Genomic DNA, 13,048 nt, shown 5'->3' on the forward strand with positions numbered 1-13,048 from the left:
GTGGTGATACGGTCTACACGTTCTAGTCAACGAAGAGTTGGAACAATGAAAAATATCTACGAGAGGGATGAATTGACATGAAAACAAACACAGCTAACGTATTGAAAAAGGGAATCAGTATCGCTTTATCAGGAATGTTGGTCGCCTTATTTGTCGGCAATTATTCTGCACATGCAGCTCCAGAAGTCGTCCATAAGACTATACTTGTTAAAGCAGGAGAAGTTTACGATGGTAAAGGCAAGACTGTAGTGGCTGATCCCGATACCTTGGGAGACGGAAGCCAGAAAGAGGCTCAGAAGCCTATCTTTAAGCTTGAAAATAATGCAACACTGAAAAATGTGATCATCGCTGCCCCTGCTGCGGATGGTGTGCATGTATATGGCAACGGCACAATCTCCAACGTAACGTGGGAGGATGTCGGTGAAGATGCGTTGACGCTTAAAGAACCAGGTACGGTAAACATTACGGGCGGTGGAGCGTTCCACGCATATGATAAAGTGTTCCAAATTAATGCCGAAGGCACGATTAACATTAAAAACTTTAGAGCCGATGATATCGGTAAGCTGGTTCGCCAACTTGGGGGCTCTACATTTAGAGTGAATATGACTTTGGATAACTCGGATATTTCCAACGTGAAGGATTCGATCCTGAGATCGGACGGTCCTAACAGCAAAGCTAAAATTACGAATACTCGTTATCATAATGTAAAACAATTGTTCAAAGGTTTTAAATCCAGTAATACGAGCGAGTCCGGCAATACTCAATATTAATTGGTATAGAATAGAGTAAGGATAGGAGTGCGGATGTGATAAGGGGCTGCCCAACAGGTCGTATGATCTGCTTGGACAAGCCCCTTTTTGGGTGCAATGAGTTACCCCTAGATGATCTGGGCTTCGTTCGGAACGAGGACTGTGATATGATCGTGCTATTACATTTTATACAAAAAAGTTGGGTAGCTATGAATCCTCTTTATCAATATGTGAATGTTGACGGTACCTTAAATGATACGCTGGTGCGGAATCGTGAGGTTTTATATACAGGTACGAATGGCCGGCATGTGGAACGTTTTTACGTGTCATCCTCTGAAAGTTATATATTTAAACCGCTAACCAACGATGATCAGGAGGGGCGGGAGAGATGGGTGTATGAGCATGTGCTTCCTGCGTTATCCCCGATCTATCCCCGATTGCTAGCCTGGTCTGATGCAGATGCGGATGGCGGAGGAGAATGGATGGTTTTTGAGGACCTTGGTCCGTTACATCATCTACACGCAGACGAAACTTTATTGCGAGCTATTGGACTTGTAGCATGGTGGCATGCTTTGCCGACGGATCGTTTTGCTGGGATGCCGCTGCGGGGACCAAAGCCACTCATTCAGGAGATGGTGTCCGAGCTGTACACGCGCAAGCCGGATGTGTTACAGCTTTGCAGCTCACTAGGATTATCTAAGCAACAGATGCAGCGTATGTATGTACAGCTGGAGCATGTATCTTTTTCACAGCAGCTTGTACTGTCTCATGGTGATCTTCATCCGGGGAACTATGCGCTGAGCGGGGAACGGCTTATGGTACTGGATTGGGAGCATGCTCATCTGAACACACCGCTGTGGGATGTATATCACCTGATCGACATGTCCCATCCGTTGTTTCCCCGACGCATGACGTCCGAATTGCGTATTCGTATACTGGACACCTACGTGGAGCAGCTGGAGCTGTTGGGGATAAGAGTGGATCGAACGGCTTTTATGCTGGAATATGGCATGTTTGCTGTGGTATTTTCGCTCTGGATGCTGTTGTTAATTACAAGTGATTTGCAAAGGATTGGAACGCACCTGCATAGAAACGGCGACAAATGGTCAAAAGAGCAATTAGAGTCCCAGTTGGACGAAACGTTAGCCTGTTTGAACCAGTGTGCTGCGATGATGGATTGGGGACAAGCCCAGCGATGTAGATAGTAGCTTAAGACATAGACCGTATTTAGTTAGCCAAAGAAGGTAGGGAATATATCCATGAAAAAAGTTGGTTTGGTCATGAGAAAAATACAATTTGCTGAAGCACAGGGTCCACGTATTTTTGCAGAGCGTCTGAAGCAGATCGGGTTGGAATTGGGGGTGGACATCGTATTTGTATCACCGGAGCGCCATGTGAGCAGTCATGACTGGCTTCCGGGTTATGAACACGAAAAAGGCGACCTGGTCAATTATGACGTCGTACTGGACCAACTCCATGAGCAGCAGATTGAGCACGTTATTTATACGGTATCTGGCTTTACCTATTTGAACATGTTTTTTAAAAACAGCGTGCTTTTTCCGCATAGTTTTCCTGATCCGGCACTGACAGGCTATGAAATGATGAAGCCTTTTTATCAGATCGTGGACAAGGCTATCGTACAGACTGCCTTTCTCAAGCAGGAGATGGCTTCGAAGTTTGGCGTAACCGATGTGACAGTCATCCCGATCGGATTTAATGAGCGGCTGGTGGAAAAGCATTTTGATCCCTCGCAAGTGGTAGAGAACCGGGTGATGTGGATTGGTAGAGATGAGGAGAACCGACGTCCGGATTTGGTACTGGAGTATGCGAGGCATAATCCTGACAAGGATGTTTATATGGTATTTGGCGGTGAACGCTACAAGGAAAGTATGAAGAAGTACGAGATCCCGGACAATGTTAAACTTCAATTTGCGTTGACGCAAGATGAGGTGTTTGCGCTGATGAACACGGCGAAGGTGTATTGGAGCTGCTCCAAATTTGATACGTTCGCCATGCCGCTGACCGAAGCGCTCGCTATGGGTAAAATCGTCGTTAAGCCAGAGCACCCTTGCTATGGACATATCAGCTCTACGCATTCTTTTTCAGGGAATGAGAAAAACTGGTTTGAGCTGGTCAATATGGCTGCCGCCTCACCCCGTCGGGTTTCTACAGAAAATCAGGCATACGCCATGGAACAGTTTTCAAGTCAGGTGATGAAGCGGGGATACCGAGACTTTTTTGATCATTGGTTAAGCTGAGCAGCGAGGCAAAATACTGTGGTTGTAACACGCGTCTGCGCGTCCATATGAAAACAAAAATAACCCGCAGGGGGGTCACCTTTTTCAAAATGTCCATCTTGCGGGTTACGGTTCATCATTGACTTATCGTTTGGACTTTACTGGAACCGGGGTTCCTTTTTTAAAGCGAACCGGTCTTCTCGGAATTCTGCGAATGCTGGATTCTGCAGATTTGGAAGGTAACGCCGTACGAGTTGTCTTTGATGCCGGTTTGCTTTTACTTGTACTGGTGATGAACTCGAGAGTGAAATTGACTATAGAATCATCAATGGGGAGTCTGCGCAGACCCAATCGTCTGGATGATCCGCTGCTGTAGTTCCAACACCAGTGAAAACTATGGCTAGTATTTCTCGGAAGCCGTGTGCGGTACGTACCACTCCACGTATTTCCCGAGTGATCTTCAGCATAATAATAGAATATAGTCCCTCCTACAGACCCGCTCCATACTTCTCTCGTATCACCAGGTTCTATCTGATACCAGCCTATTTTAGAATAATTAGTGGGATGACAGTCGGAACTAGGATAAGCATAGGCAGCATAGATCGTGTTACTCGTGTTGTTTGTAAAAAAAAGGCTCATCATACACACTTCTTTCCTCATAAATTGGTATTACAATGTTATACTATGAGGAATTTGGAGGAAGAGAGTGGACAATATCTCTCAATCTATGAAAAATGAACCAATCGTTTACGTCCAATTTACTAAACGATTCTATGATTGTATCTCTGCTATCGCTTCAGTATGAGCTGTCTTGCGATCCACAATGTAGCTAACTACCATGAGTAGCAGACCGCCGACAGTAATTAGCGATGCAACCCATGGAATAGCGGCTAGCCCCATTTGATTAATAACAACTCCCCCGATAAAAGCGCCGCCTGCGTTGCCCAGATTCAATGCGGAATGGCTGGAGGTAGAGGCAAGCAAAGGAGCCTCATAGGCCAGATTCATGATGCGAACCTGAATACCCGGCATGATGCCGAACGCAGCAATGCCCCAGATAAAGACTGTAATAACCGCCAGTACCTTGTTTTGAAGCGTAAACGTCAGAATGGCCAAAATAATAGCCAGTACAGCATAGTTTGCGATCAGGGATGGAAGCAGTTTCCAATCCGCAAGCTTGCCGCCAACGATGTTGCCGATCGTTACCCCTAGGCCAAACAGGACGAGAATCCAGGTAATGCTATGCTCGGCAAAGCCACTAATATCCGTAAGCAAAGGCGTAATGTACGTAAAGACAGTGAACAGACTGCCACAACCGACTGCACCTGTGAGCAACATCAGCAGCACTTTTGGATTAAACAGGCTTCGGACTTCTTGTTTGAGACTGGAAGGCTTGTCCTGATGAATCACCGGAATATAACGAATGATACCAAACAGAGAAATCAAGCCGATGACCACAATGGCTCCAAAGGAAGCACGCCAGCCGAGTTGTTGTCCGATAAAGGTACCAAAGGGTACGCCTATAATGTTCGCCACGGTCAAACCGGTCAGCACCATGGAAATAGCACCCGCGCGTTTGTCAGGACGAACCAGTCGGGCAGCGATCAGGGAACCAGCTCCCAAAAAGGTTCCGTGCGATAATGCAGTAGCCATACGGGCCGCAATCAGAAACTCGTAATTGGGAGCAATGACGGAAAAAAGATTGCCTAAAATGAATATGATCATTAGCAGACATAGCAGCTTTTTCTGTGGTACCTTATGGGTTAATACGGTAAGCACAGGTGCACCAATAGCCACACCAAGTGCGTAACTGGTAATTAACTGCCCGGCTTGCGGAATTGTAACATGAAGATCATGGGCTACATTGGGCAGTAGTCCCATAATGACGAATTCGGTCATGCCAATGGCGAAGGCACCAAGGGTCAACCATAGCAAGGAGGGAGGGAAGCGGTTTGCTGTCATATTTTCTTGAGTACTCATAAGTGTCTTGTATCCTCCTGAAAAAATAGTAATGCGAGTATATCACTACAGGCGATATCTGGCGACCCATTTTGCAAGAATTTTACATACTAAGTTGATAAGTTTTATGTAATTTACAAAAGCGACAGGTAGGAAGGAGCCAAGTGTGTTATTTTGGTAGTATGATATGAAGATCGTAAATAACGTTGTAAGGAACGATCCAAGGAGGATACAACGATGGCACCTAAAGTGGTATATAGTATTACAGATTTAATAGGAGATACACCTTGTGTAAGGCTCCAACGGCTCACAGGGCCGCAGGATGCGGAAGTGTATGTGAAGCTGGAGTATTTTAATCCAAGCGGCAGTGTTAAAGACCGGGCGGCGGGCAACCTGATTGCCGAAGCGGAAAAGGCAGGACATCTAAAGCCGGGAGGCACCATTATTGAACCGACGAGTGGCAACACGGGAATTGGCCTTGCGATGAATGCGGCAGCCCGAGGTTACCGTGCGATTTTGGTGATGCCCTCGAATATGACGAAGGAACGGGTCAACATTTTAAAAGCCTACGGGGCTGAGGTCGTACTGACACCAGCAGAAGAACGGATGCCAGGAGCAATTCGCAAGGCACTTGAACTGGGGGCTGAAATTGAAGGGAGCTTTATCCCGCATCAATTTGAAAATGAGGCAAACCCCGATATCCACCGTACGACCACAGCACTTGAAATTTTGGAACAGACGGAAGGGAAACTGGATGTGTTCGTCGCTTCTTCGGGAACGGGCGGTACCATTACGGGAACGGGTGAAGTGCTGCGTCAGCATTTGCCAGATCTGCGGATTGTTGTAGTTGAGCCGAAGGGCTCGCCAGTACTATCTGGGGGAAAACCCGGTCCACATAAGCTGGTTGGCACCAGTCCAGGCTTTGTTCCCACCGTGCTGAATACGGAAGTGTATGACGAAATCGTGCAGGTTTCGGATGAGGATGCGATTGCTACGACACGGGCGATTGCTGCCCAGGAAGGGATTCTGGTGGGCCCCTCTAGCGGAGCTACGATATGGACGGCGATTCAGGAAGCTCGGCGTTTGGGAGCAGGCAAACGGGTACTTTGCATTGCCCCGGATACCGGAGAGCGATATCTGAGCATGGGGATATTCGGATAAAAAGATGTGGATTGGGACCAAAGTGATTCGACTCATTTATATGTAGTATGATCCAGCCTCATTAAGTGAAGTAACAAAAGTGAATTGGCGATATGGCAATCAAGAATACACAAGTATAACAAGATGACTCCTGGAGCGCCTACTTCTTCACTAGCCTATTATAGCTCGACCTTGAAATATTATCTTTGAAAGAATAAAGGATGATGGGAGCGATATAGTAGATTCTTTTTCAATGGAGGAACATAGACATTGAATACATCCTTTTCATAATTCATAGGTTAATTTCACTCCTGACAATTAATAAGCCACAATCCATAAGGTTGTGGCTTATTAATTGTCGATTATAGCTTATATTCGTGAGAATTTTAAAAGTCTCACGGTTCATGCTCCGTTCTTCGATCTTATTTGTCTCTTCAGGATCCTCTTGAAAAACCCAAATAATCAGAGAAGGAAACACCGAGCCTATTATCCATTTCAGCAAGAGCTGCCTCAAACGGGTCAACTTATTAGTTGACTGCTTAAATGGTTGTGGAAAATAGTATAATGTACGCTGACATTTTTTGGCTTATCTAATATTCGTGCAGCGATTATACCCAATTCAAGCTATTTATCAAAAATATGCAGCGGCTACGCAAGTGGGTTGATCGGTTGTCCACGTATCGATTGTGACCACTCGCACCCCATCAGGCCACAACTCTTCCGAACGCACCTATAGAGGTTAAATGGACTGAACAGCAAACGATCGCTCGCTGCCTCACTTTTCATATTTTTGGCGGCTAGTACGTTTCCACTAAAGACTTCGCGCAAGACGAACAATTTTTCATTGCCTTTTTCCGGCTGGACTCCACCCATAGACAAGAGAACGTCACCGTTTTGTTCCGTCGTTTCGGCCAGTATCGTACGAATATGGTCATCGAGATGCAGCAAAAAGAGCTTGATATCGCTCAACAGATTTTGGGTACTTGTTGGGATGCCTGTAGTGCGTCAGTCAGTTCCTTTACAGTCATGTCCTGTTTGAATCGCAGTTCGTCCACAAGAGCCAGCACATCGTAGCCATAGGACGAGCGCTTCATGCTAAGAATCTCTTCTTCAGCCGATTTATACGAGACACCTGTATAAGAACATATCGGATTCTTGCAAGCATACGCCATGCTCTAAGCGTCAATCGTTTCGCTCTGTGTCGGTATTTTTTTATGCCATGCCGCATGGGCAGCAAAATGACTGCAATTTAGGAGGTTTGGAATACCTTTCAGGAATAAAGTATAAAAAACGGGAGAATTAGATATATTCTTTATTCATCGACAGCAAGATATGACATACGGTCACTCACAATAAACGTGATTTAGGGGTACCACTGAAATCATGTTTATTATAATCTAATTCAGAGAGGAAGAGGAAAATGAAAGTAGATCAAATGTTTGACCTTGATTTAAGAAAGAGCTATGAGGCCAGTGAGCTTAGCCCACAAGCTTCAATCATCAAAACAACCATTAAGGTATCCAAAGCAGTATGTAAAACTCTTACCTGTATCTGTACCGGTTCTTGTTCCAATTGTAAATAATTCATAAGCGATTCGTAAGTCAGGGGTAGTGAAATAGGCTACCCCTACTTACATTATGGAGATTGCATGATAAAACCTAATATATACAATTGGCATGTAGCCCGGCTGACCGATCATTTTAGTTGTGGTGCAACTGTTGGTCAGCCGCTTACTATCCTGTTTATTGATACAGGCGTCGATAAATCCCACTCAGAGATCCAAGGTAATCTAGTTGAGGCAGAATGCAAGTCATTTGTACCTTATGAGCCTTGTCTAAGCGATTACGTCGGGCATGGTACACAAATGGTTAGCTCTGTTACCGGCAAATATATATTGAAGGGGATATGCCCTTTCGCTCGGGTTGTTGTCTACAAAATTACGGACAAAAAAGGAATAAGCAAGCTTGAATGGTTGTATAGAGCGCTGGAAGAGGGTATTGCTAAAGGATATCCAATTATCAACGTCAGCTATCGTACAGAATATGAGGTCGACTTATTCGAGTTCAATAGGTTTCAGGCTTTGGTTGACTGCGCCAATGCGCAAGGCATATGGGTAGTCTGTTCCGCAGGAAACGATGGACGCGATATTACGCAGGAGTACAGAGTACCTGCGAATTTAAAGGGAGTATACCCAATTGGATCAACTAATAAGAACGGGGATATCTCCGGGTTCAGCAATACGCTCAACGATCAATTTTTTGCGCCGAGTGGTGATGAGTATGAAATCAATTACAACAATGATTGGGTAATGGTTGCCAAATCGAGCTTCGACACAGAGGATTACTTATATGAAGTGCTGGGATTTGACAAAGCATACACAGTGGGTATCGGTACGAGTATTGCCAGCGCCTTATTCAGCGGAGTTGTTGCCTCTCTTAGCGGAGAGCTTATCGCGCAGGGGATGAATGCCGGACGCACAGAAATGGAGTGTCTGCTCCGTCAAGGCGCGAGACTGATTGATGTTCAGCGGAATTATTATGAAGTAAGCCTTGCCGGTTCAATTCGTGCTTTAAGACAGATGAGAGGTTGATTGCATGTTGGAGAACTTTGAAATCTCGGAAAATTACATGTACCGGAAAACGTTGCTTGGCATGGAGTATTATACGCAGATATTTGATCATGAACAACTAGATGATGATGAATACCTTGACAGACTTGTACGGTTCGTTCAGCAGCAGGGGTTGATAGATTCCATTTATGTCTCCAGCCCCTCGACCTACGCTGCACTGCAAAGCCTGGAACAAGGCAGAACATTGAAGTCCAAAAAAAAGCGGAATCTTATCCTAAGTCTAAGCAAGTTCATTTCGCGGGCAATTTGTAGACCAACACCGTTTGGACTGTTCGCGGGAGTAGGCATTTCCCGATTTGGAAAAACGGGAGGCGCCGGGGAACATGTCGTCTGGGCAACTCCGGATTATAGCCTAATTTACCGCTTAATAGGGCTTTTCCATGGGGATGCGGATGTCCGCAATGAATTGAGACTGAGTGTAAATAACACCTCTTACATTGACCATCACAGGCTCGTCATCTCTTATCAGACTCTGTTTGCAGCAGATCAGGAGGAACGAAGCACTGAAAATATATCTATTCTCAAAACCCCGGTCATAGATTTCATCATGAAGATCCTTGATAAAGAGCAGCAGACTTTTCTGCAGCTTATGCAAGCTATAAAAGACGCCTTCGGCGTGGATGACACGATCAGCACAGATTTTTTGCAGCAATTGATAGAACAAGGCTTTTTGGTAAGTGAGATGATTCCCAATCCTCGGGATAGCGCTCCTCTGGCGCATCTGATACGTACACTAAAGCTGCTTGCTGCTCCCAAGGCAGCATATTACTCAGATATTTTGGAGAGAGTTGGACAAGCCATTCAGGACATTACAGTTGCTGCGGTCAAACGCGAAGGCATTGAGGCTGTCCGAAAACTAGTCCAGCTTATCCTTCCCGATTATCAGGGCGACTTGGTCAAAATAGACGTAAGACTGAATCAGGTAAATGAAATTCTATTGTCGGACAGCGATAGGCAATCGTTGGCCCAAATAGCTTCAATATTGAGCATGCTTTCTACGTACAGGAAAGAGGATACACTTTCCGACTATCGTCAGCAATTTACTGAGAAGTACGGAGTATATGAAGAAGTGCCCTTATTGCAGTTGTTCAGTAAAGCCTTGGGGCTCGGCAAACCTGAAGAGTACAAGAGCCACTACCAGAACGGAGATAAGTACAGGCACAAGGATGAAGGCAGGTTCCGACAGCTTAAGGCGCTAATTGCGGAGTGGCAGACCGAAGCGCTTGTCAATCATTCGGATATCGTGCTTGACGAGGTCAAAATCCAACAGCTGTCTGAATTGAGTCTGGAGAATGTCCATGTCTCGTTCGATTTGTATTATTCCTGCATGGAGAATGAGCAAGGTGAAGTTACGTTTTATTTAAACAACAGAGCCGGATCATTGGAAGCGTGTCAGAGCTTCGGAAGATTTGCCTACATGTTTGACAAGGATAGCCGTGATGAAATCTTCAATTTTGTCAGGAACCCGAAGGATCAGAAAGCAGGGGAGAGCGCCGCTGAAATCTCATTTTACCCATTCAGTCCCAAAATAACTAATATTATGACGGCAGGCCCGACACCAGACCAATCTATGGATATGGCCACGTTTCCCGAGAATCGGAAATTAGATGTTTCCCAGCTGCTGGTAGGGGTGGAGGATTCGGGATACTTTTATCTGAAGCACAGGGAAACAGGCGAACTGGTATTTCCCAAACTCAGCAGCATGTACAATACAGAGCTGGCGCCTTATCTGATCCGGTTTCTAAATGATATTAATCTGCAGTATCAGACCGGATGGTCCCATCTGGAGGAGTATCTCTATGATTCTTCTTTTACACCGAGAGTAACCTATAAAAATATCATCATCTGCCCCAAAAAATGGACATTATATGCGGATAAACAGCTCCAGAGCGAAGAACAGTTTCTGGCCTTTCTGGAGGATTGGATCATAAAGTATAACATTCCGCGATATGTATATTTGGTGGAGCTGGACAATAAGCTGTTGCTGGATTTGGATCGCCATCATCATCGAAAGCTTTTGCACAAAGAATATACCCGGAATCCGGAAGGCAAGGCGGCCGTTATTATGGAAACGGAGAAAGAATTGTTCGCTTCCGCTAACCGATATATGGAGGAGTGCGTATTTTTTTGCAAAAGCCCGATGTTTCAGTACTTGCCGATAGACAGATTGTCTGCACAGGCTACCGATAAAAGCTTAAATAAAGTGCTGAGTTCTTCGGTGAATGCCGTTTATTATCCAGGTTCGGATTGGATATCCCTGCAGGTATATTACAATCAGGAAATGCTAACCGATTTGCTGGGCAGTGCATTTAAGACATTCATGGACAATAGCGCCGAGTACTTCATTGACCAGGTTTTTTTTGTCCAGTATGCAGATAAGGAGCCGCATATCAGGCTAAGGTGCAAAATGTCGGGAAGCGTAGAGCATCAGCGTTTCACGGCCTTGAACTATGTTTTTGATTTCCTGAATACTGTAACCTCGTCCGGATTGGTTAGTTCCTATTCGGTTGTTCCTTACCGGCCTGAAATTTTGCGGTATGGCGGCGCAGCCTTCATTGAACAAGCGGAGAGGTTATTTGCTATCGATTCTTATCTAGTTTCAGGCTATTATGCAGGCAAGAGGTCAATTAATGCAACCGATCAGATGTTATTTTGCTGTACCGGACTTTTTGAGGTTGTGAACTGCGCGTATCCGCTGGCAGAAGATCAATTGAAGGCTATGGCTGCGATTATTGATCCAAAGAAATTCAGACAGGAGTATCGGGAACACAAAGAAGCGCTATTCCAAAGAATTCAACAGACCCGTTCCATATCCTTGCCAGCAAGCGATACAGGCGACAGGTTGCGGCAATACGCTGCATATTTCACGGCTATCCGGGAAGCTGACGACAGAACCAATTATTACGATGATATTATGTTCAGCATCATGCACATGTTCTGCAACAGAGTGTTCGGCCTGGACCGGGAAAAGGAAGAGCTTGCCCTACACCTGTGCTACTACAGTTTGGAAGATTATTTACAGGTAAGCAAATACCATGTTGCTTATTGAGGAGGAGCTTATGGCGGTCAAACAAGTCCCGGGAAATTTATCTGAAATAGTCAGGCAAAGCGCAGAAATTTACAAAGATATAGATACTGTAACCCTGCTAATCAAGAAGCACGCCATGCATGATTACCCTGAAATGGAGCTGATATCATTGGCTTCAGGATATCCCGGGATCAGCCTTCTTCTGGATAAACTAGATGAAGTCTACCCGGGGGAAGGGTGGGATGCGCTTGCTTTCAAGTACAATCAGGAGATTGTGCGCTTAATCGGCAATATACCGTTCCATTCATTGTCACTGTATACCGGATTGGCAGGTGTTATTTATCTGTTTAACGAGTGTTCAAGAGGTTCAACAAGATATACGAATGTGCTCTCACAGACGCTGGATATGTTTCTTAGCAGCTATGGGGAATTCTATGAGGAGACAAGGGGGAAATTGGAAGACTCCTTGATTGAGGATAGCGACTTGGATTTGATTTCAGGATGGACGGGGATTGCAGCTGCATTAATGGAGGTTAAGGAACGCCAAGACAGATACGCTGGGAAGCTGGATGCGGTGCTCCTTAAGATCCTTCAACTGATTACGGATGCTGTAGGCAAGCTGAGACATTTCGGGGAACTTCCCGAACAGACCATTTACTATAATCTTGGCATGGCGCACGGAATTACAGGAGCCATTAATTTGCTGGCTGTTGCACATCTCCGCCGCTACCCGTTAACAGGATTGAGAGAAGTACTGGAAGTTGCCAAGACTTTTCTACTCGGAAATATCAGAGAGTGGAACGGCACCCTTGTCATACCTAATATGTTCACACCGGATGAATCCGCAGAGACTAGTCGGAATCCAGGTTATCACAGAGATGCATGGTGTTACGGCACACCGGGAGCTTCTGTGGCTATGTTCCGGCTGGGATTGGCCCTGGAGGACAAAGCGCTGCAGCAGCAGGCTCTGCAATTGTTCAATACCGTCTACTCCAGACCAGATTCGCTAAGAAAGGTAATTTCACCGACGATCTGTCACGGCTATGCAGGCTTGCTCCTGATTCAGCACCATTTCAGCCGTACGGCAGCCATACCGTTCAAGAATGATTTTTTGCATCGTATGTTATCATACCGGAATACTCAAGAGGCAGTACCCTTTACAGACCTTGAGGGAAGCGTCGATGATCCGTTATCTCTCGATAAAGTAGGGCTGCTCGATGGATGTGCAGGTGTATTGCTGACACTGCTGACCTGTGATAATGAGAACTTGAGTACATGGAAGCAGATGCTGGTATTTAGCTAAAAG

Annotated in this window: 11 protein-coding genes and 1 pseudogene; 9 read left to right on the plus strand and 3 right to left on the minus strand. The window is 45.5% G+C overall.

Going from position 1 to position 13,048, the window contains the following annotated elements; translation table 11 throughout:
* The first annotated feature begins 77 nt into the window (after positions 1 to 77).
* The 4 genes from MKY16_RS04805 to MKY16_RS04820 all read left to right on the plus strand — a co-directional run bounded on the left by MKY16_RS04805 (position 78) and on the right by MKY16_RS04820 (position 3,362).
* Complete coding sequence (locus tag MKY16_RS04805) at positions 78 to 770, plus strand: pectate lyase (RefSeq protein ID WP_029517613.1); 693 nt, start codon at positions 78 to 80, stop codon at positions 768 to 770.
* A 146-nt stretch (positions 771 to 916) separates the two neighbouring features.
* On the plus strand, positions 917 to 1,954 hold the full coding sequence (locus MKY16_RS04810; RefSeq protein ID WP_340954367.1) for an aminoglycoside phosphotransferase family protein: 1,038 nt from the start codon (positions 917 to 919) through the stop codon (positions 1,952 to 1,954).
* Positions 1,955 to 2,008: 54 nt separating this feature from the next.
* Positions 2,009 to 3,007, plus strand: a complete 999-nt coding sequence (locus MKY16_RS04815; RefSeq protein ID WP_340954370.1) for a glycosyltransferase — start codon at positions 2,009 to 2,011, stop codon at positions 3,005 to 3,007.
* A gap of 118 nt (positions 3,008 to 3,125) precedes the next feature.
* Entirely contained in the window at positions 3,126 to 3,362 is a 237-nt protein-coding gene (locus MKY16_RS04820; RefSeq protein WP_340954372.1) for a hypothetical protein, read from the plus strand.
* A gap of 62 nt (positions 3,363 to 3,424) precedes the next feature.
* On the opposite strand, the pseudogene MKY16_RS26095 reads toward MKY16_RS04820, so the two are convergent.
* Both MKY16_RS26095 and MKY16_RS04825 read right to left on the minus strand, forming a co-directional pair.
* Positions 3,425 to 3,646, minus strand: a pseudogene (locus tag MKY16_RS26095) (DUF1036 domain-containing protein); the annotation flags it as partial.
* Between the two features lie 111 nt (positions 3,647 to 3,757).
* Complete coding sequence (locus MKY16_RS04825; RefSeq protein WP_029517609.1) at positions 3,758 to 4,966, minus strand: MFS transporter; 1,209 nt, start codon at positions 4,964 to 4,966, stop codon at positions 3,758 to 3,760.
* A 216-nt stretch (positions 4,967 to 5,182) separates the two neighbouring features.
* Here MKY16_RS04825 and cysK point away from each other — a divergent pair, with 216 nt between their 5' ends.
* Positions 5,183 to 6,106 carry a cysteine synthase A gene (gene cysK / locus MKY16_RS04830; protein WP_029517608.1) on the plus strand — a complete coding sequence of 308 codons (924 nt, stop codon included), beginning with the start codon at positions 5,183 to 5,185 and terminating at the stop codon, positions 6,104 to 6,106.
* Positions 6,107 to 7,050: 944 nt separating this feature from the next.
* Here the strand turns inward: cysK and MKY16_RS04835 are convergent.
* Complete coding sequence (locus MKY16_RS04835) at positions 7,051 to 7,179, minus strand: hypothetical protein (protein WP_256026159.1); 129 nt, start codon at positions 7,177 to 7,179, stop codon at positions 7,051 to 7,053.
* Positions 7,180 to 7,505: 326 nt separating this feature from the next.
* Here MKY16_RS04835 and MKY16_RS04840 point away from each other — a divergent pair, with 326 nt between their 5' ends.
* The 4 genes from MKY16_RS04840 (at position 7,506) to MKY16_RS04855 (ending at position 13,045) form a co-directional block, all read left to right on the plus strand.
* A complete protein-coding gene (locus MKY16_RS04840; protein WP_080561132.1) occupies positions 7,506 to 7,667 on the plus strand; it encodes an epilancin family lantibiotic in 162 nt (53 codons plus the stop codon).
* Positions 7,668 to 7,733: 66 nt separating this feature from the next.
* Positions 7,734 to 8,675 carry a S8 family serine peptidase gene (locus MKY16_RS04845; protein WP_209018268.1) on the plus strand — a complete coding sequence of 314 codons (942 nt, stop codon included), beginning with the start codon at positions 7,734 to 7,736 and terminating at the stop codon, positions 8,673 to 8,675.
* 4 nt (positions 8,676 to 8,679) lie between these two features.
* On the plus strand, positions 8,680 to 11,763 hold the full coding sequence (locus MKY16_RS04850; RefSeq protein WP_340954375.1) for a lantibiotic dehydratase: 3,084 nt from the start codon (positions 8,680 to 8,682) through the stop codon (positions 11,761 to 11,763).
* A 10-nt stretch (positions 11,764 to 11,773) separates the two neighbouring features.
* Positions 11,774 to 13,045 carry a lanthionine synthetase C family protein gene (locus MKY16_RS04855; protein ID WP_107735013.1) on the plus strand — a complete coding sequence of 424 codons (1,272 nt, stop codon included), beginning with the start codon at positions 11,774 to 11,776 and terminating at the stop codon, positions 13,043 to 13,045.
* Positions 13,046 to 13,048 lie beyond the last annotated feature (3 nt).

Source organism: Paenibacillus sp. FSL L8-0641 (assembly GCF_038006265.1).
Lineage (GTDB): Bacteria > Bacillota > Bacilli > Paenibacillales > Paenibacillaceae > Paenibacillus > Paenibacillus polymyxa_D.

What these genes read in the sequence shown, in the direction of transcription:
- MKY16_RS04805 (WP_029517613.1), top strand. Translation starts at nt 78, where the DNA reads ATGAAAACAAACACAGCTAACGTATTGAAAAAGGGAATCAGTATCGCT.
- MKY16_RS04810 (WP_340954367.1), top strand. Translation starts at nt 917, where the DNA reads ATGATCGTGCTATTACATTTTATACAAAAAAGTTGGGTAGCTATGAAT.
- MKY16_RS04815 (WP_340954370.1), top strand. Translation starts at nt 2,009, where the DNA reads ATGAAAAAAGTTGGTTTGGTCATGAGAAAAATACAATTTGCTGAAGCA.
- MKY16_RS04825 (WP_029517609.1), bottom strand. Translation starts at nt 4,966, where the DNA reads ATGAGTACTCAAGAAAATATGACAGCAAACCGCTTCCCTCCCTCCTTG.
- cysK (WP_029517608.1), top strand. Translation starts at nt 5,183, where the DNA reads ATGGCACCTAAAGTGGTATATAGTATTACAGATTTAATAGGAGATACA.
- MKY16_RS04835 (WP_256026159.1), bottom strand. Translation starts at nt 7,179, where the DNA reads ATGAAGCGCTCGTCCTATGGCTACGATGTGCTGGCTCTTGTGGACGAA.
- MKY16_RS04840 (WP_080561132.1), top strand. Translation starts at nt 7,506, where the DNA reads ATGAAAGTAGATCAAATGTTTGACCTTGATTTAAGAAAGAGCTATGAG.
- MKY16_RS04845 (WP_209018268.1), top strand. Translation starts at nt 7,734, where the DNA reads ATGATAAAACCTAATATATACAATTGGCATGTAGCCCGGCTGACCGAT.
- MKY16_RS04850 (WP_340954375.1), top strand. Translation starts at nt 8,680, where the DNA reads ATGTTGGAGAACTTTGAAATCTCGGAAAATTACATGTACCGGAAAACG.
- MKY16_RS04855 (WP_107735013.1), top strand. Translation starts at nt 11,774, where the DNA reads ATGGCGGTCAAACAAGTCCCGGGAAATTTATCTGAAATAGTCAGGCAA.